Origin of the sequence: Pseudomonas sp. H11T01, from assembly GCF_048515765.1 — a bacterium.
In the GTDB taxonomy this organism is placed as follows: Bacteria; Pseudomonadota; Gammaproteobacteria; order Pseudomonadales; family Pseudomonadaceae; genus Aquipseudomonas.
This window is the reverse complement of the sequence record NZ_JBLYED010000003.1, coordinates 355,015-372,067: the sequence shown is the minus strand read 5'-3', so window position 1 is coordinate 372,067 and position 17,053 is coordinate 355,015. Positions and strand designations below refer to the sequence as shown.

Genomic DNA, 17,053 nt, shown 5'->3' with positions numbered 1-17,053 from the left:
CATACGCCTGTCGGCATAGACCTGCCGCATTCCGACAGCCACGCGTACTTTCATCCACGCGGGTGCCTCCATGACTCAAGCAAGAACCCTCTACGACAAACACATCGATTCCCACACGGTGTGCCGCCTCGATGATCAGGGCCACGTCCTGTTGTACATCGACCGCCAGGTCATCAACGAATACACCAGCCCGCAAGCGTTCAGCGGTTTGCGTGAAGCCGGGCGGGGTGTCTGGCGCCCCCAAACGGCGCTGGCGGTTGTTGACCATGTGAACCCCACCACGCCCATACGCATCGCCACCATGCCCGACGCCGGTGGTGCACGGCAGGTTTCGTACCTGGCGCAAAACTGCCGGGATTTCGGCATCGAGCTGTTCGACATCCTCGACAAGCGCCAGGGGATCGAGCATGTGATCGCACCAGAGCAGGGTTTCATTCTGCCCGGCATGGTCATCGCAGCGGGGGATAGCCACACCACCACCTATGGTGCGCTCGGGGCGTTCGGCTTTGGCATTGGCACCTCGGAAATCGAGCATCTGCTGGCCTCGCAGACGCTGGTCTACAAACGCTTGAAGAGCATGCGCGTGACCGTCGACGGCGAACTCGCCGCCGGTCTGACCTCCAAGGACGTGATCATGGCGCTGATTGGCAAGATCGGTGCTTCCGGTGCCACGGGTTATGCCATCGAGTTCCGTGGTTCGACCATCGATGCCTTGAGCGTCGAGGCGCGGATGACCATCTGCAACATGGCGGTGGAGGCGGGCGCGCGTGGTGCATTCATGGCACCGGACGAGAAAGTCTTCGCCTACTTGAAAGACAAGCCGCGTGCACCGAAAGGCGAGCTGTGGGACCGTGCCGTGAGTCATTGGCGAGCCCTGCACAGCGACGCCGATGCGCTGTTCGACCTTGAAGTGGAGCTCGACGCCCGCGCTCTGGAACCCATGGTCACCTGGGGCACCAGTCCAGATCAGGCATTGCCCATCGGCGCCACGGTGCCGGACCCGCAAGCCATCACCGATCTGATCCTGCGTCAGGACATGCGTCGCGCCCTGAACTACATGGGCCTGGAAGCTGGCATGCCGCTGAGTGACATCGTTATCAGCCATGCCTTTATCGGCTCGTGCACCAACGCCCGGATCGAAGACTTGCGCGATGCCGCCAGTGTGGTTCGCGGTAAACACGTGGCCAGTCATGTGCGGGCGATGATCGTTCCCGGGTCTACCGAGGTACGCAATCAAGCAGAAGCGGAAGGGTTGGCCGCAGTGTTTATCGACGCGGGTTTTGAATGGCGGCAATCAGGCTGCTCCATGTGCCTGGCGATGAACGACGACGTATTGGAGCCGGGCGATCGCTGCGCTTCGAGCACCAACCGCAATTTCGAAGGACGCCAGGGCGCGGGTGCGCGTACGCACCTGATGAGCCCAGCGATGGTTGCAGCGGCGGCGATTGCCGGACGCCTGACGGATATCCGCAACTTTGGAGACAGAACATGAGCCTGCAACCCTTCACCCAGGTCACCGGCAAGGCTGCGCCAATGCTGGCGGCCAATATCGACACCGATGTGATCATGCCCAAGCAGTTTCTCAAGGGCATCGACCGTAATGGCCTGGATCGTGGTTTGTTTTTCGATGTGCGCTTCTTGCCGACCGGTGAGCCGAACCCTGAGTTCGTGCTCAATCAGCCGGCCTGGAACGGCGCGAGCTTCATGGTGGTAGGGCCAAATTTTGGTTGTGGCTCAAGCCGTGAGCATGCGGTGTGGGGCTTGAAGCAAATGGGCATTCGGGCGCTAATCGGCAGCAGCTTTGCCGGGATCTTCTATGACAACTGTCAGCGTAATGGCGTGCTGCTGATTACGCTGGACGAAGCGCTCTTGCAGAGCCTAGGGCAGGTGATCAACCAACCGGACAGCGCAACAATCAGCGTCGATCTGGAGGCTCAGGAGATTTGTTTGCAGGGCGGTCGGGTGATCCCGTTCCAGATCGATACCCTGCGCAAGACCGCTTTGTTGCTTGGCCTTGACGCCATCGGCAGCACTTTACAGCGCAGCGATCAAATCAAGGCCTTTGAGCGCAAGCATCTGGCCGCCAACCCCTGGTTGAACTGAAATGATCGTTCCCACCTCCCGCGTGATCGTTCCCACGCTCCGCGTGGGAATGCCGCCACGGACGCTCCGCGTCCGCTCTGGATGTGACGCAGAGCGTCACGGGATGCATTCCCACGCAGAGCGTGGGAACGATCAACTCTCTTGGCACATACTCCGCGGCTAAATCGACAACCCCTTGAAGTGCTCTTGCAAGAACTCCACACACGCCCGCAATTTCCCCGAATACGCCAGCCGCGTCGGGTACACCGCCCATACGTTGGCACTTTGGGTGTACTCGGGCAGCACTTGCACCAGTCGTCCTTGCTCCAGCAACGGTTTCACATCCCACAGTGAACGCAGCAGGACGCCGCGTCCGTCCAGTGCCCACTGCAGTACAATCTCCCCGCTATTGGACGACAACGGCCCGCGAACCCGGACGCTGTCCTGAGTGCCGTCGCGCTCCAGATTCCAGATGCCAAACGCATTGTCACGCTCCTTGAGCACCAGGCAGTCGTGTTGCTCCAGATCGCTCAGCGTTTGCGGCGTGCCTCGGCGCTGCAGATAGGCCGGTGCTGCGCACAGCACCCGTCGATTGCTCACCAGCTGTCGGCCGATGTGCTGACCGGGAATGTCATCGCCGACGCGGATCTCCAGGTCAAAGCCCTCGCTGACGATATCCACCACCCGGTCGAACAGGTCCAGACGAATCTCCAGATCGGGATAGCGCTCAGCGAGTAACGACAGCGCCGGGGCCACATGATTTCGCCCGAAGCCGAAACTGCTGCACAGATGCAAACGCCCCCGCGGACTGTCGTGGGCGTCGCTGAGTTCGTCGTGCAATTGCTGGAAGTCTTCAAGAATGCGCACGGCCCAGCGCTGTACCCGTTCGCCGTCTTCGGTCAACGCGATACGCCGACTGGTACGATGCAACAGCCGCGTGCCGAGGGAGGTTTCGAGGATCTGGATACGCTTGCTGACGTAGGCGGGCGACAGGCCCAATTCATCCGCCGCCGAAGCGAAGCCGGCCTTGCGGATCACAGTGAGAAAAACTCGCAGGTCTTCGGGTAGGGGCACGGTGTCTTTCTTGAGAGTCATAACACACGAAGAATGGCGGCATGAGCCGCCAGAATAGCACCGGAACGGCGAGCTCTCGGCTCGCCCGCTCCTGCGGGTTTACTCGACTGAAACCTTGGCCTGCGCGGCGGCCAGTGCTGCACGGCCACGCTTGAGTGCGATGGGCCCCATCTTGCTGCGATCCAGCTCACCTTCCCAGGCGGCGACCACCAGCGTCGCGACGGCGTTGCCGATGATATTGGTCAGCGAGCGACATTCGGCCATGAACCGGTCAACACCGAGGATCAGGACCATTGCCGCGACCGGCACCGTTGGCACCACTGCCAGGCTTGCGGCGAGTGCGACAAAACCGGCCCCGACCACCGCGCCGGCGCCTTTTGAGGTGAGCATGGCCACCGCCAACAGGGTGAGTTGTTGTTCCAGTGTCAGGTCGATATTGGTTGCCTGAGCCAGGAACAGCACCGCCAGGGTCATATAGATGTTGGTGCCGTCGAGGTTGAAGGTGTAACCGGTGGGGACGACGATGCCGACCACACCTTTGGAGCAACCCAGGCTTTCCAGCTTCTGCATTAGTTGCGGCAGCGCCGATTCAGAAGAGCTGGTGCCCAGCACGATCAACAGTTCTGATTTGATGTAGGCCAGCAGACGAAAAATGCTGAAGCCGGCATAACGGGCGATGCTGCCGAGCACGCAGGCCACAAAGATAAAAGCGGTCAGGTAAAACGTGCCGACCAGCTTGAGCAGTGGCAGCAGCGAACCGAGGCCATATTTGCCGATAGTGAACGCCATCGCGCCGAAAGCACCGATCGGCGCGACGCGGGCGATCATGCCGACGATGCGGAAGAACACATCGCTGGCCTGGTTGATGACACCGACCAGTGGCCGGCCTTTTTCGCCAATCATTACAAGACCTAGACCGAACAGCACCGAGACGAACAGCACGGGCAGAATTTCGCCTTTGGAGAAGGCGTCGAAGAAGGTCGTTGGGATCACATGCAGCAGAAAACCGGTGACGCCGTCGCCGTGTTCGGCCTGGCCGACAAAGCCTGAGATGGCTGAAGTGTCGAGCGTCTTCACGTCAATGTTGAAGCCGACGCCGGGGTGCAGGGCATGGGCGGCCAGCAGGCCGATCAATAGAGCGATGCTGGAGACGATTTCGAAATACAGCAGCGCCTTGCCACCCACCCGGCCGACCTGTTTCACGTCGTGCATGCTGGTGATGCCGCAGACCACGGTGCAGAAAATGATCGGGCCAATGATCATCTTGATCAGCTTGATGAATCCGTCGCCCAACGGCTTGAGGTCGATCCCGACCTGAGGCCAGTGGTTGCCGATCAACACGCCCAGGACGATGGCGATGACCACTTGGATATACAAGGTTCCCAGCAGTTTTCTGATTATCATTTTTATTATCTCGAGACGTTTTTTAGGCAAGACGAACCCATCACAGACCAGTGATGGCCTGTGCGGGACGGTTTCAGTCAGGTCGGCTGAGTGGGTTTAGCGAAGGAAGGTCAGCACTTCGTCCAGTAGCAACTCTGGAACTTCTTCGGCGAGGTAATGGCCGGCCGGCAGCGCTTTGCCGCGCACATCGGTGGCGACGTGCTGCCACTCCTTGAGGGGGTCGAAGCAGCGCCCGACGGTGCCTTCGGCGCCCCATAAAACCAGCAGTGGAATCATCAAATGGTGACCGGCAGCGATGTCGGCACGGTCGTGATCCAGATCTATGCTGGCGCTGGCCCGATAGTCTTCACAGATGCCACGTGCGGTTCCGGGCAGTTTCAGGCAGCGAAGGTATTCGCTGAAAGCTTGCTCGGTGAAGGGCTTGAGCCCGGCGCTGCGGCTGCCCATGACACTGCGCAAATACGACTCGGGATCGGCCTCGATCAGGGTCTCCGGCAACGGTGCCGGGCGGATCAGGAAAAACCAGTGCCAATAGGCGCGGGCGAAGGTTTCGTCGGTCTGGGCGTACATCGACAGGGTCGGTGCGATATCCAGCAACACCATGCGTAGCACCGTCTGCGGATGGTCGAGGGCCAGCCGATGGGCAACCCGTGCGCCTCGGTCGTGGGCCAACACCGAGAACTCGCTAAAGCCGAGGTCTTTCATCAGTGCGAGGCTGTCACGGGCCATCTCGCGCTTGGAGTAGTGGGTGTGATGGTCATCGGCCGGCGGTTTACTGCTGTCGCCGTAACCGCGCAGGTCGGAGGCGACCACGGTGAAGTGCTGCGCCAGTTGTTCGGCGATTTTATGCCAGATGACGTGCGTCTGCGGGTGGCCGTGCAGCAGAAGCAGGCCCGGCCCGGTGCCTTTGATGCGGTAGGCGATGTCCACACCATTGACGTGGCGCTGGTCTTTCTGGAATCCGGCGAACATGGGATGACTCCTTATGATTGTCGCCTACATCGTAAAACCCACAGCGCTGAGGGCAAGGCGCAAAACGTGGAGGCCTCGTTCATGAAGTGTGTTGAAGGGGAATGATTAAAAAGTGCAACTTGCACCGGTATACGCCAAACAAATTTTCACAAACGTTAGTTCACCTTTGGTTACAAACTGTGACTAAAATACCAGCCAATGGCCATGTCTGGCTTTCTGTCAAAGCCTGACGTCGTACCGGTATACCCGATGTTTTGGGCATGTTCTCTACTGACTTGTGACGATTTCCGTGAAGATCATCATTGTTGCTCTCTACGTTTTATCCATCGTGTACGTGCACCTGCGTGGCCGTGTCCGGCACAAAATCGGCCGCCAGCTGAGCGACCACTCGACGTTCCTGGCGCCGGTGAACTGTTTTCTCTACCTGTTCTCGAAGAAACCCAATCGTCCGTACCTTGATCCTGCCGATTTTCCTGATTTGAGCCCCTTGCAAACGCACTGGGAGGAAATTCGCGCCGAAGGCCAGAACCTGCTCAAAGCAGGGGAGATCAAGCGTTCGGATCAATACAACGACTTGGGTTTCAACTCCTTCTTCAAAAGTGGCTGGAAGCGTTTCTACCTGAAGTGGTACGGCGACAGCCATCCTTCGGCGATGAAACTGTGCCCGCGCACCACCGAACTGCTGCACGGCATAGGCTCGATCAAGGCCGCGATGTTTGCCGAGTTGCCGCCGGGCTCGAAGCTGGTGCGTCACCGCGATCCGTATGCGGGCTCTTATCGCTACCACTTGGGTCTGGACACACCGAACGACCCTGGCTGCTACATCGAGGTTGACGGAGAGCGCTATCACTGGCGCGACGGCGAAGCGGTGATGTTCGATGAGACATTCATTCACTACGCCGAGAACACCACCCAACAGAACCGCATTATTTTGTTCTGTGATGTGGAGCGGCCGATGAAATACCGCTGGGCCGCCGCCTTCAACAGGTGGTTTAGCCGCAACGTGATGGTTTCTGCCGGTTCGCCGAACGATGCCAGGGACAAAACCGGTGGTTTGAACCGGGCGTTTACCAAACTGTACAAAATCCGTCTGCGTGGAAAAGAGCTTAAAAAGCGTAATCGCAAACTCTACTACCTGGAAAAGTGGGCGATTTTCGCTGGGTTGGTGGCGATTTTTGTTTTGATCTAGAACATTCGAAATGCTGATTAAGTCATCGCGAGCAAGCCCGCTCCCACACTAGCCCTGCGTTGGTCACGCCATTGTGGGCTGACGCGGATTAAATGTGGGAGCGGGCTTGCTCGCGATGAGGCCGAAGCATTCAGCCAAAACAACCCTCAAAACACGGTCCTCACGGTTTCTTGGCCCCCAGCTTTTCCCACATCTTTTTCGTAATTTTCTGCCGATGGCCATACCCCTCCCAAGGATCGGTTTTCAATCCCTCCAACCGCTCGGGCAAGGAACGGATATCCCACTGCTGAGCGTTGCGCAGTTCACTCAACTCCTCACGGGCAATCGGTACTGAGACCGGCAATCCAGGCCGGGCACGTACCGAATAGGCCGCCACTGTGCTCGCGCCGCGAGTGTTGCGCAGGTAATCGACGAAGATTTTCCCCACGCGGTTTTTGGGCCCCATGGTCGCGGTAAAACGTTCTGGCAGTTGCTGCGTCAAGAACTGCGCGATGGCTTTGGCGAACGCCTTGACCGTATCCCAGTCGTCTTTGCGGGCTAACGGCACAATCACGTGCATGCCTTTGCCACCGCTGGTTTTGAGAAACGCTTCCAGGCCCAGTTCGTCCAGTACCGAAAGGGTCAGTTGGGTCGCTTCGACCATGCTTTTCCAGGGCAGCACTGGGTCGGGGTCCAGGTCGAGCACAAAGAAGTCAGGGGTTTCAATCCGGTCGCTGGTAGCGCCCCAGGTATGCAGTTCGATGGCGCCCATCTGCGCGGCGCCGATCAACGCCTGGGCGCTGTCGATTTCCATCAGGCGCGCGTGCCCAGGGTCCAGCTTGGGGTCGAGATGTTTGATATTGGGGATCGCCAGCCGCTCGGCATGTTTCTGGAAAAACTGCTCGCCACTGACGCCTTCCGGTGCTCTGAGCAGGGAGACCGGCCGATCGCACAGATGCGGCAGTATCCAGTCGCTGATGGTGCTGTAGAACTCTGCCAGTTGCAGTTTTTGCGTGCCACTTTGCGGGTCGATCACCCGGTCCGGATGAGTGATCTTGACCCCGGCAATCGTCGCGGTGGATTTTCGGCTGCTGGATGGGGCAGCCTTTTCGGCTTTGGATTTTGTCGAGTGAACCGATTGCGGCTGTTCGTGAATAATGTCCTTCGCTGGCTTGTCAGTGCGCATGGCGATAAATGAGGCCTGGCGAACTACGCCTTCGCGGGTCCACTGCGCGAATTCGACTTCGCAAACCAACTGCGGCTTGATCCAGTGAACCCCGCGAGCTTGAGCGGATGTCAGTGTTTTGACCAAAGGTGAGGAGTCGCGTTCAAGTGCTTGCATTTGCTCATGAAGCTGTTTCAAAGCCGCGTCGTCGAACCCGGTGCCGACCCGGCCGGCATACACCAGTCCTGAGTCGTCATTGACCGCCAGCAGCAGTGCGCCAAAGCCACTGCGCGAACCTTGCGGACGGGTGTAGCCCACCACCACAAATTCCTGGCGCAGCCGGCATTTGAGCTTGATCCAGTCGTCACTGCGCCGTGACACGTATGGGCTGCCGGCACGCTTGCCGATCACACCTTCCAGCGACAGCGCGCAGGCACTTTCGAGGATGTCGCGATGATGAGCCGGGAATGCCTCGGAGAAACGCAACAGCGTGCTGAATTTACGCTCCATCGCCTTTTTCAAGGCTGCCCGACGCTCCTCTACAGGAGCGTCGCGTTGGTCCACGCCTTCAAGAAACGGTGCATCGAACAAGTAATAGACGATGTCGAGGCTGCGCCCGATTTCGAACGCGTTTTGCAGCGCCTGAAAGTCCGGCAAGCCTTGATCATTGAGTACCACCACTTCGCCATCGAGCCAGCTGTCCTCAAGCTTCAGCGCGGCCAGTGCCTTGGCTTGCAACGGTAGCTTTTCGGTCCAGTCGTGGCCGTTGCGGGTAAACAGGTGTACCTCACCGTCGGCGATGCGCGCGAGGATACGGTAGCCGTCGAATTTGACTTCATAGTTCCAGTCGCCGGCAGGGGCTTGGTCCACCAGTGTTGCCAGTTGTGGTGCCAGGCTTTTGGGAAGGGTGGCGGTTTTCTTTTTCACGAGTTTGACGCTGGGAGATTCATCTGGCTTTGCAGCCGCCTTGGGTCTTTTATCACCCACTGTGGCATCGCTCAGGACGCTTTTGGGCTGCGCCTGGACGATGTCGTATTCGCTGATGGGTCGTGCCTGCTTATCGTGTTCTTTGATCAACAGCCACTGCTCCTTGTCGCCGCTGCCTTTGAGGTGGGTGCGGACCAGGGCCCAGTCGCCCGCGAGCTTTTCGCCAATCAGGGTGAACTTCAGTTTGCCGGCCTTATAGGTCGCCTCGGGGTCGCCGTGGGGTTGCCAGACACCGTGGTCCCAGACGATCACGTCGCCCGCGCCATACTGTCCGGCGGGAATCGTGCCCTCAAAACTGCCATAGCTCAGTGGATGGTCTTCGACGTGTACCGCCAGACGCTTTTGTGTCGGGTCCAGGCTTGGGCCTTTGGGCACCGCCCAGCTTTTTAGGGTGCCGGCCAATTCCAGGCGAAAATCGTAGTGCAGGTTGCGTGCATCGTGTTTCTGGATGACAAAACGCAAGGCCGAGGTAGCCTTCCTGCCCTTGGCAGAAGGGAGTGCGTCCGAGGGCTCGGAGGTGATGTCGAAGTTGCGCTTGCGGCTGTACTCACTCACAGGTTTGGCCATGACGGATTCCCTTGTGCAGGCCCACGGGATGGTCAGCCGCGCGAGGTCTTCGTGGCTTTTTTAGCCGGGGCGGTTTTGCTGGCAGGCTTGCCTGACTTGGCGGTGGACTTGCTCGGCGTTCTACCCGCAAGGCTGCGTTTGAGCAGCTCGGTCAGGTCGATCACATCGGCCGTTCTGCGCTCCTCTTCACCGCTATCGGCTTCGACGGTTTCGATCTTGCCTTCGCGGGCTTTTTGGTCGACCAGTTGCATGATCTTGTCCTCGAAGCTGTCGCGGTATTCATCCGGCTGCCAATCGGCACTCATATCCTCCACCAGGCGTTTGGCCATATCCAGCTCACCCTTGGCCAGGTCGGGCTTGGTCACCTCGCTGCCCAGCGCCAGTTCGTCGAGACTGCGCACTTCGGCCGGCCAACGCAGCATCACCAGCACCAGGGCCGATTCGAGCGGCATCAACGCCGCCAGATGCTGGCGGGTATGCAGCACCACTTGGGCTAGCGCGACTTTGTTAGTTTTAGTCAGTGTTTCGCGAAGCAGGGCATAGACTTTGCCACCGCGCTTGTCGGGTGCCAGGAAGTACGGAGTATCGATGTGTTGCAGCGGGATTTGCTCGCTGTCGACAAAGGCAAAGATGTCGATGGTCTGGGTCGATTTGGGATGCGCTGAGCGGATTTCCTCTTCGCTGAGCACCACGTAGCGGCCTTTTTCGTACTCCACACCTTTGACGATGTGCTCACTGGTGACCTCTTTGCCTGTGACCTTATTGACCCGCTTGTAGCCCACCGGGTCCATGCTGCGTGAATCCAGCCAGGAAAAATCGACCCCGTGGGAGGAGGTGGCCGAGACCAGCGCCACCGGGATATGCACCAGCCCGAAACTGATTGCGCCTTTCCAGATTGCCCGTGCCATCGCCGTAGTCCCGCAAGCCTCTAATGTTCAGGTGACCTGTGGCCCGCAGCAAAGTTTCAGTCGGTTGCAGCCAAGGGTTTTTCGGCGGATCAGCGGTCCGGATAACTCGTGTTACATGTTCCGCGGGACTATCTTGTTAACAAATCCGAACCCTGCGCGTAGCGTGTTATCGAAGGTGATGTCTTTGAACGCATAACGTCTTTGTACGTATAAAAGAGGGATCCCATGAACAGGCTCGTGCTCAGCTTCACAGTGCTGGCGTTGAGTGGTTTGCTGAGCAACCTGGCCCAGGCCCGGTCTGAAGCAATCACGGCACAGGATGCCGTGCGCCAACCGATGTTCCTTGCCCAGAATCTGCCGGGCAGCAGCGACAATCCTTATAACAGTCCGATCCGCCGGGCCAATCCCAACAGCATGCAAGGCACTCGGCCCAGCGCCCCGACGGTTCGATCACCAAATTCCGTGCCCGTGCCGCGCCCACCGACCCTGGACAATGGCGGTATCGGTAACGGCTATCCGCGCAGCGGTCCTGCGCCGGGTTCGGTCAAACCCTCCACCCAGCCGTCTCTCCAGCCAAAGTCTCCCCCAAGAGATTCGGACGAAAGCAACCGTTGAACGGTGATGACCTAAGCCATTGCCGGTCATTTTCTCGACAAAAGGAATCGTGCATGTTGGGTAAAACTCTCCTGGCAATATGCTGTGCCGGCGTCCTTGTGACAGGCGCAGTACCGGTCTTTGCGGCTCAAAACCAACAGTTCCCGAGCGAGCAGGGCACCCTCAGTGCAACCCGGATCACCAAAGGTCTTGAGCATCCATGGGCGCTGGCGTTCCTGCCGGACAAAAAAGGCATTTTGGTGACCGAAAGGCCGGGTAACCTGCGCCTTGTCAGCCCTGAAGGCAAACTGTCCGCCCCGCTGACCGGCGTGCCGAAGGTCTGGGCCCAAGGGCAGGGTGGTCTGCTGGATATAGTGCTGTCGCCGGACTTCAATGCAGATCGCATGGTCTATCTCTCGTATGCCGAAGGCGGCGGTGAGGATGGCACGGCGGGAACTGCGGTCGGTCGCGGACGACTGTCCGAAGACTTGACCCAGTTGAAAGATTTCAAGGTGATCTTCCGTCAGGAGCCCAAGCGTTCCACCGGCTATCACTTCGGCTCGCGGCTGGTGTTCGACCGCCACGGCTATTTGTTCATTACCCTGGGCGAAAACAACGACCGAATAACGGCTCAGGACCTCGACAAACTCCAGGGCAAAATTGTGCGGATTTACCCGGACGGCAAAGTGCCGGACGACAACCCCTTTGTCGGCCAGCAAGGCGTGCGCCCGGAGATTTGGTCTTACGGCCATCGCAATCCGCAGGGCGCGGCGCTGAACCCCTGGAGCGGCATACTCTGGGAAAACGAACACGGCCCCAAGGGCGGTGATGAAGTTAACATCATCGAACGCGGCAAAAACTACGGCTGGCCTCTGGCGACCTATGGCATCAATTATTCAGGCGAGCCGATACCGGAAGCCAAAGGCAAAACTGTCGAAGGCACCGTGGCACCCCACCATGTCTGGGAAAAATCCCCGGCCATCAGCGGTATGGCGTTCTACGATGCCGACCGCTTCAAAGTCTGGCAGCACAACCTGTTTATTGGCGCCCTGGCATCCCAGGAGCTGATTCGCCTGCAATTGGAAGGCGACAAGGTCGTGCACGAAGAGCGTCTGCTCGGTGAGCTGAAAGCACGGATCCGGGATGTAAGACAGGGGCCGGATGGCTATCTGTATGTGCTGACCGATGAGGATGATGGGGCGCTGTATAGGATTGGGTTGGAGTGACCAGAATAAGAGGCATCGAGCGCAGAACCTGTGGCGAGGGATCAAGCTCCCTCGCCACAAGTAATCGGCGGACTATAGATCTGTGTTAACTGGCGAGTATTGGAGCTCGCCTGCGAAGACCGCGCACCACCAGGTACAGCAATGGCCCAACAGACACGAAAATCGCGGTGATCAGCAGGTAGGGAAGCACCGAAAGCGCCGACTGACCGCGACTGCGCGCATCCTTGTACATCCAGACACAGGCCAGGACGGCCAGCAGATACAGGTCGATAACCACTTGCGCAGTATCCGGGCGGGACATCAGGCTGATGCCGAAATCAATCAACGACTGCTCGGCCTGCAACATCACCGAGACGGTGTAGCCGGCGAAGGCGATGAGGGCGATCAAAGGGAGTGCCACAGCTTTCATGTTTTCCTTCCTTGGGTAGATGAACCGGATTCGAAGATGACAGGATCCGCTCAGACGCTCAACCCAATTGGCCATTGACTTGCCATCAGCGCCCGGCTAATTTCGAGCCATGACTTCAACCGTATTGCATTTCCAGCCAAGCATTATTACCGCCATTCCTTATTTGGCGGGTTAGCTGACGGCTGCACCCAACCCGCCCTAGAGGCGGGTTTTCTCTATCTGTCTCCGGGGCCTCGAATAACGCCAGGAGACGTCAATGAGCAATCCCCCAGGCCGCCACGCCGACCAGCCTTTGCTTGAGCACTACGTGAAAAAGATCCTTGCCGCTCCGGTCTACGACCTTGCGGTGCGAACGCCTTTGCAGCCGGCTCCGGCGCTGTCGGAGTCATTGGGCAATCAGATCTTGCTCAAGCGCGAAGATTTGCAGCCGACCTTTTCCTTCAAGATCCGCGGCGCCTACAACAAGCTGGTGCAGTTAAGCGATGCGCAAAGGGCTTTGGGGGTGATCACGGCCTCGGCGGGCAATCACGCGCAAGGCGTGGCGCTGGCGGCTCGGGAGCTGGGGATCAAGGCGACCATCGTGATGCCGTGCTCAACCCCGGAGCTGAAAATTCTCGGTGTTCGCACCCGCGGCGCCCAAGCGTTGTTGCATGGCGAGAGTTTTCCGTTCGCCTTGGCCCATGTATTGCGTCTGGCCGAAGAAACGGGCTGCACCTTTGTCTCACCCTTCGATGACCCCGACGTGATCGCCGGTCAGGGGACGGTGGCCATGGAGATTCTCCGTCAACATCCGGGACCGCTGGACGCGATCTTCGTCCCGGTGGGCGGCGGCGGTTTGATTGCCGGCATCGCGGCTTACGTCAAATACCTGCGGCCGCACATTAAGATCATCGGCGTCGAGTCGGAGCATTCCAATTGCCTGCAAGCTGCCCTGCGAGCCGGGACGCGGGTTGTGCTGCCTCAGGTCGGCACCTTCGCCGATGGAGTGGCAGTCGCGCAGATCGGTGCTTATGGCTTCGAGATCTGCCGGCTACACGTGGATGAGGTGCTCACCGTCAGCGATGACGAACTCTGCGGGGCGATCAAGGATATCTACGATGATACCCGCTCGATCACCGAACCTTCCGGCGCCCTGGCCGTGGCGGGAATCAAGAAATACGTGGCGCAAACCGGCATCCGCGGCCAGACCCTGGTGGCGATCGACTCGGGGGCTAATATCAACTTTGACAGTCTGCGTCATGTTGCCGAACGCGCCGCGCTGAACGGCGCGTCGGCGTGAGCGTCATTCAGCACGTTCAACACAATGGCGGACACGTTGTATTGGCAAATTGCAGTGTGGCGAAGTTTGGGTTCTTGCATTTTGCATGAGGCCAGTTGATGTTATCTGCGCTAAGTCATTGATTTATTAATAAGTGTGTTCGGGTTTTTTTAGGCATGGTTAATGCGGGTTGGTTACTTAAGGGGAGACCCGAGTTGCACGTATAAGTCATTCAAACGTTATAACCGTGAACACTCAGCGCAGAGGACATCCAAATGAATGCAATTGACTTGCTTGAACAAGATCATGTGCGCGTTAAAGACATCCTTGGCCAACTCAGTGAAAGCACTGAGCGGGCTCTGAAAAAACGCACCGAGCTGATCGCCAAGCTGGAAATGGAGATCACCATTCACACCCGGCTTGAAGAAGAAATCCTCTATCCAGCCTTCAAGGCGGCAGGCGACAAGGAGCAGGTTGTGATGTATCACGAAGCCAAGGAAGAGCATCGCACTGTCGATTCGCTGGTGCTACCCGATTTGAAAGCGACTGACCCAGGCACCCCGGAGTTTTCCGGACGGGTGAAGGTGGTCAAGGAACTGTTGGAGCACCATATAGAAGAAGAGGAAACCGAGATGTTTCCTCAGGCGAGAAAACTCCTCGGCAAGGCCAAACTGGAGGAGCTCGGCGCACAGATGGAGGCTTTTAAATCACAGATGAAAAAAGAGCTTACAGGGATCGGAAAAGCGGCCTAGTCTAGGAGTTGGCATTGCTCTCCAGGGTCGGTGGGGTAATGCAGGAAGCGACCCAGGCCAGGGGGCTCCCAAATACACATGGTACTGACTAAAACTGATTGGCAGTTTCATATAAAGGAGAGGGTCACAATGTTTCTTTCTGCCTTGGAACTACGAAGAATGATTGAAAGCAGTTTTCTGCCTAAACGTTGCCAATGCACTTTATCCCCTGATTTATCAATGACGGTGAAGGTCTATGGCGACCACGAAACCGACCGCGTGGAATTGGTAGTCACAGGCATAAAAGCGGAGCGCCTCAATGGCTGCCGCGAGATTGGCGATCTGATCGCAGAATTGCGTTACGACCTTGAACACCATCCTGGTAGCCAACCTTTCGTCGGCTCAGGGGCGAAACCGCATTAGCCAGTGGTTTCTGCGAGTTCGATAGCGATGCGCTTGGTCTGGATAAAACCCAGGCCAAGCGCGATTTCAACTATTACCGCCAGCAAGATCCCAGGCCCGGCATGACCATTGAGCCATTCGCCAAGACCTAACGCCGCCAAGCCGAAACAGGCCACCACCATACCGGTGCTCACGGCCCTGCGAGTACTTGAAGGTGGCGCCCGCCGTGCCCGATAAAAAACCACGCTAAACGCCAGAAACAATACAGCAGAGCGCCTGGACACCAAGCCGGTCGCGCCGGAGTACTCGATGCCCCAGATCGACAGCAGTACGTCCGGAAAAAAGCCCCAGACAATTGCCAAAACGAAACACAGCGCAGCGGTGAAAGTGGCGAGCGAGCGAAAGGTGAACTGCATGGCGGATCCCTGCGGCAGTAAGAATCAAGCGCACAAGCATACCGCCTGACAACGGCCAGGAACATCGCTGGACGGCCACATCACTGGCAGCAATGACCTTGAGCTGCCAGCATTGGGTTGTGCCACTCAGTTCTGATAACTGCACGCATCCGACAGCTTGCTGTAAGTGATTTCCTCAAGCTTGCCTGCCGTATCGATGAACTTCATATCCGCAGTGATGACCTTGCACTCCATCGTTGACGGCTCAGTCATGGAAACCACCTTGGCCACATGCAATGGCATCCCGTAGTGATAAGGCACAGGTTGGACGGTGGTGGTATCGGCCTGCACTGCACCGGCAAACGCAGAAAGGCCGAGGACACCTGCAACCAGCAACATACGACTGTTCATGAGAATTCTCCGATGTGCTCTGAATCGTCAGCCCGATGCTAAAAACAGCGTCGGACCTTCCGCGCAGAGCGTCAGAAATCTTCTGCGCCAACGCGGTCCTGTCTACTTTTGGACCGCAGGATTAACCGATTATTAAGTAGGGAGCTAACAGCTTTTCTGAGGTGCAATGGTTATCGGCCAATGAGGTTCGGGCCAGGATCTGTGTTGTCTGTTCTGGCCTCATCGCGAGCAAGCTCGCTCCCACATTTGATCTGCGGCGACCACAAATAATGTGTTCACCAGAGGTCTAATAATGTGGGAGCGAGCTTGCTCGCGATGACGGTCGAACAAGCGACACAGATCCTGGCCTGATCTCAGTCGAGCTGATGCCGATACGGCAAATCCGGTCCGGTTTTGCTGCAGGTCAGGGCGGCGGCGCTGACGGCGAAGGTGAGCATGGCGTTGATCTGTTCGCGGGTCAGACGTTGCAGGGCATCTACTGAATCAAGCTGCTGTTCGGTCAGCCAGGCGATCAATGCCGCCTGGAAGGTGTCGCCGGCACCCACGGTGTCGGCCATCACCACGGAGCAGGCCGGCACCGACCAGCTGCCATGGCGGCGGCTGAATACCGTTGCACCCTGGCCGCCACGGGTGAGGAATACCAGCTGGCAACGGTGCTCCAGCCAGCCTTCGATTACGCTCTGCGGATCGCGCTCGGGGTAGAGCAGGTTCAGGTCTTCATCGCTGACCTTGATCAGGTCAGCATGCTCGACCAAGGTGCTGATGCGTTCGCGCCAGCGTTCGATATTCGGCTCAGGATTGAGCCGCACGTTAGGGTCCAGGCTGATCAGGCGTTTGCCGCTTTCCCGGCGTACCAGGGCGAGCAGGGTGTCGGCAATCGGCTGCACCACCAGCGAGAACGAACCGATATGCAACCCGCGCACGTCATCGCCCAGTTCAGGCAAATGCGCTGGCAGCAATTGGCGATCGGCACAGCCTTCACCGCGGAAGCTGTAGTGCGGTGAACCGTTGGCGCCGACGGCGACCATCGCCAGGGTGGTCGGTGCATCGAAGTCCAGCAGGTAATCCGGGCGCACGCCTTCATCCCGCAGCACCTGCAGCAGACGCCGGCCCAGGTAGTCGGTGGACAGACCGGCGAACAGTGCCACGTCGATGCCCAAACGCCGTAAACCCACGGCCACATTGAACGGCGAGCCGCCGGCAATTGCTTTGAAATTCACTTTTGAGGCCTGACCGCTGGCCTCGTTTTCGCTGAAGAAATCGAACAGCGCTTCGCCACACACCAAATACATAGTCATTC

16 protein-coding genes and 1 pseudogene are annotated in these 17,053 nt (G+C 58.3%); 8 read left to right on the top strand and 9 right to left on the bottom strand.

The genetic code is table 11. The annotated features are described in order from the left end of the window. Positions 1 to 70 precede the first annotated feature (70 nt). Both leuC and leuD read left to right on the top strand, forming a co-directional pair. Positions 71 to 1,492, top strand: a complete 1,422-nt coding sequence (gene leuC / locus ACN1C3_RS06100) for a 3-isopropylmalate dehydratase large subunit (RefSeq protein WP_419114896.1) — start codon at positions 71 to 73, stop codon at positions 1,490 to 1,492. Further along, a complete protein-coding gene (gene leuD, locus ACN1C3_RS06095) occupies positions 1,489 to 2,103 on the top strand; it encodes a 3-isopropylmalate dehydratase small subunit (RefSeq protein WP_419114895.1) in 615 nt (204 codons plus the stop codon). The genes leuC and leuD overlap by 4 nt, the downstream gene beginning before the upstream one ends. Positions 2,104 to 2,262: 159 nt before the next feature. Here the strand turns inward: leuD and ACN1C3_RS06090 are convergent, their stop codons facing one another. The 3 genes from ACN1C3_RS06090 to ACN1C3_RS06080 all read right to left on the bottom strand — a co-directional run bounded on the left by ACN1C3_RS06090 (position 2,263) and on the right by ACN1C3_RS06080 (position 5,532). Beyond that, positions 2,263 to 3,177 (bottom strand): LysR substrate-binding domain-containing protein, encoded by a 915-nt coding sequence (locus ACN1C3_RS06090; RefSeq protein WP_419114894.1) that lies wholly within the window; start codon positions 3,175 to 3,177, stop codon positions 2,263 to 2,265. 78 nt (positions 3,178 to 3,255) lie between these two features. Beyond that, complete coding sequence (gene dctA / locus ACN1C3_RS06085) at positions 3,256 to 4,560, bottom strand: C4-dicarboxylate transporter DctA (RefSeq protein WP_419114892.1); 1,305 nt, start codon at positions 4,558 to 4,560, stop codon at positions 3,256 to 3,258. Between the two features lie 96 nt (positions 4,561 to 4,656). Next, positions 4,657 to 5,532, bottom strand: a complete 876-nt coding sequence (locus tag ACN1C3_RS06080) for an alpha/beta fold hydrolase (protein WP_419114891.1) — start codon at positions 5,530 to 5,532, stop codon at positions 4,657 to 4,659. Positions 5,533 to 5,821: 289 nt separating this feature from the next. Between ACN1C3_RS06080 and lpxO the strand changes: the two genes are divergently transcribed. Further along, on the top strand, positions 5,822 to 6,721 hold the full coding sequence (lpxO, locus tag ACN1C3_RS06075; protein ID WP_419114890.1) for a lipid A hydroxylase LpxO: 900 nt from the start codon (positions 5,822 to 5,824) through the stop codon (positions 6,719 to 6,721). A gap of 160 nt (positions 6,722 to 6,881) precedes the next feature. On the opposite strand, the gene ligD is transcribed toward lpxO, so the two are convergent. Further along, complete coding sequence (gene ligD, locus ACN1C3_RS06070) at positions 6,882 to 9,419, bottom strand: DNA ligase D (protein ID WP_419114889.1); 2,538 nt, start codon at positions 9,417 to 9,419, stop codon at positions 6,882 to 6,884. A 32-nt stretch (positions 9,420 to 9,451) separates the two neighbouring features. After that, positions 9,452 to 10,327: a Ku protein gene (locus ACN1C3_RS06065; RefSeq protein WP_419114888.1), complete on the bottom strand. Its 876-nt coding sequence runs from the start codon at positions 10,325 to 10,327 to the stop codon at positions 9,452 to 9,454. Positions 10,328 to 10,552: 225 nt separating this feature from the next. Here ACN1C3_RS06065 and ACN1C3_RS06060 point away from each other — a divergent pair, with 225 nt between their 5' ends. Together ACN1C3_RS06060 and ACN1C3_RS06055 are read left to right on the top strand one after the other, a co-directional pair. Beyond that, positions 10,553 to 10,942: a hypothetical protein gene (locus ACN1C3_RS06060; RefSeq protein WP_419114887.1), complete on the top strand. Its 390-nt coding sequence runs from the start codon at positions 10,553 to 10,555 to the stop codon at positions 10,940 to 10,942. Between the two features lie 53 nt (positions 10,943 to 10,995). Beyond that, positions 10,996 to 12,147 (top strand): PQQ-dependent sugar dehydrogenase, encoded by a 1,152-nt coding sequence (locus tag ACN1C3_RS06055; protein WP_419114886.1) that lies wholly within the window; start codon positions 10,996 to 10,998, stop codon positions 12,145 to 12,147. An 85-nt stretch (positions 12,148 to 12,232) separates the two neighbouring features. On the opposite strand, the gene ACN1C3_RS06050 is transcribed toward ACN1C3_RS06055, so the two are convergent. Then, a complete protein-coding gene (locus tag ACN1C3_RS06050; protein WP_419114884.1) occupies positions 12,233 to 12,556 on the bottom strand; it encodes a DUF2834 domain-containing protein in 324 nt (107 codons plus the stop codon). A gap of 256 nt (positions 12,557 to 12,812) precedes the next feature. Here ACN1C3_RS06050 and ilvA point away from each other — a divergent pair. The 3 genes and pseudogenes from ilvA to ACN1C3_RS06035 form a co-directional block, all read left to right on the top strand. Next, positions 12,813 to 13,817 (top strand): annotated as a pseudogene (gene ilvA / locus ACN1C3_RS06045) (threonine ammonia-lyase, biosynthetic); the annotation flags it as partial. Positions 13,818 to 14,089: 272 nt separating this feature from the next. Beyond that, positions 14,090 to 14,566 carry a hemerythrin domain-containing protein gene (locus ACN1C3_RS06040; protein ID WP_419114883.1) on the top strand — a complete coding sequence of 159 codons (477 nt, stop codon included), beginning with the start codon at positions 14,090 to 14,092 and terminating at the stop codon, positions 14,564 to 14,566. A gap of 129 nt (positions 14,567 to 14,695) precedes the next feature. After that, positions 14,696 to 14,968 carry a DUF1652 domain-containing protein gene (locus ACN1C3_RS06035; protein WP_419114882.1) on the top strand — a complete coding sequence of 91 codons (273 nt, stop codon included), beginning with the start codon at positions 14,696 to 14,698 and terminating at the stop codon, positions 14,966 to 14,968. Here ACN1C3_RS06035 and ACN1C3_RS06030 read toward each other — a convergent pair. The 3 genes from ACN1C3_RS06030 to ACN1C3_RS06020 form a co-directional block, all read right to left on the bottom strand. Next, on the bottom strand, positions 14,965 to 15,363 hold the full coding sequence (locus ACN1C3_RS06030; protein ID WP_419114881.1) for a hypothetical protein: 399 nt from the start codon (positions 15,361 to 15,363) through the stop codon (positions 14,965 to 14,967). The genes ACN1C3_RS06035 and ACN1C3_RS06030 overlap by 4 nt on opposite strands. 126 nt (positions 15,364 to 15,489) lie before the next feature. After that, on the bottom strand, positions 15,490 to 15,753 hold the full coding sequence (locus ACN1C3_RS06025; RefSeq protein ID WP_419114880.1) for a DUF2790 domain-containing protein: 264 nt from the start codon (positions 15,751 to 15,753) through the stop codon (positions 15,490 to 15,492). Positions 15,754 to 16,106: 353 nt separating this feature from the next. Continuing rightward, positions 16,107 to 17,045 (bottom strand): carbohydrate kinase family protein, encoded by a 939-nt coding sequence (locus tag ACN1C3_RS06020; protein ID WP_419114920.1) that lies wholly within the window; start codon positions 17,043 to 17,045, stop codon positions 16,107 to 16,109. Between the last annotated feature and the right edge of the window lie 8 nt (positions 17,046 to 17,053).

Bases quoted from the DNA above. Each gene is read 5' to 3' on its own strand.
- ACN1C3_RS06040 (WP_419114883.1), top strand. From the start codon at position 14,090: ATGAATGCAATTGACTTGCTTGAACAAGATCATGTGCGCGTTAAAGAC.
- ACN1C3_RS06090 (WP_419114894.1), bottom strand. From the start codon at position 3,177: ATGACTCTCAAGAAAGACACCGTGCCCCTACCCGAAGACCTGCGAGTT.
- ACN1C3_RS06020 (WP_419114920.1), bottom strand. From the start codon at position 17,045: ATGTATTTGGTGTGTGGCGAAGCGCTGTTCGATTTCTTCAGCGAAAAC.
- ACN1C3_RS06060 (WP_419114887.1), top strand. From the start codon at position 10,553: ATGAACAGGCTCGTGCTCAGCTTCACAGTGCTGGCGTTGAGTGGTTTG.
- ACN1C3_RS06025 (WP_419114880.1), bottom strand. From the start codon at position 15,753: ATGAACAGTCGTATGTTGCTGGTTGCAGGTGTCCTCGGCCTTTCTGCG.
- ACN1C3_RS06080 (WP_419114891.1), bottom strand. From the start codon at position 5,532: ATGTTCGCCGGATTCCAGAAAGACCAGCGCCACGTCAATGGTGTGGAC.
- dctA (WP_419114892.1), bottom strand. From the start codon at position 4,560: ATGATAATCAGAAAACTGCTGGGAACCTTGTATATCCAAGTGGTCATC.
- ACN1C3_RS06050 (WP_419114884.1), bottom strand. From the start codon at position 12,556: ATGAAAGCTGTGGCACTCCCTTTGATCGCCCTCATCGCCTTCGCCGGC.
- ACN1C3_RS06035 (WP_419114882.1), top strand. From the start codon at position 14,696: ATGTTTCTTTCTGCCTTGGAACTACGAAGAATGATTGAAAGCAGTTTT.
- ACN1C3_RS06065 (WP_419114888.1), bottom strand. From the start codon at position 10,327: ATGGCACGGGCAATCTGGAAAGGCGCAATCAGTTTCGGGCTGGTGCAT.
- ACN1C3_RS06030 (WP_419114881.1), bottom strand. From the start codon at position 15,363: ATGCAGTTCACCTTTCGCTCGCTCGCCACTTTCACCGCTGCGCTGTGT.
- ligD (WP_419114889.1), bottom strand. From the start codon at position 9,419: ATGGCCAAACCTGTGAGTGAGTACAGCCGCAAGCGCAACTTCGACATC.
- ACN1C3_RS06055 (WP_419114886.1), top strand. From the start codon at position 10,996: ATGTTGGGTAAAACTCTCCTGGCAATATGCTGTGCCGGCGTCCTTGTG.
- leuC (WP_419114896.1), top strand. From the start codon at position 71: ATGACTCAAGCAAGAACCCTCTACGACAAACACATCGATTCCCACACG.
- leuD (WP_419114895.1), top strand. From the start codon at position 1,489: ATGAGCCTGCAACCCTTCACCCAGGTCACCGGCAAGGCTGCGCCAATG.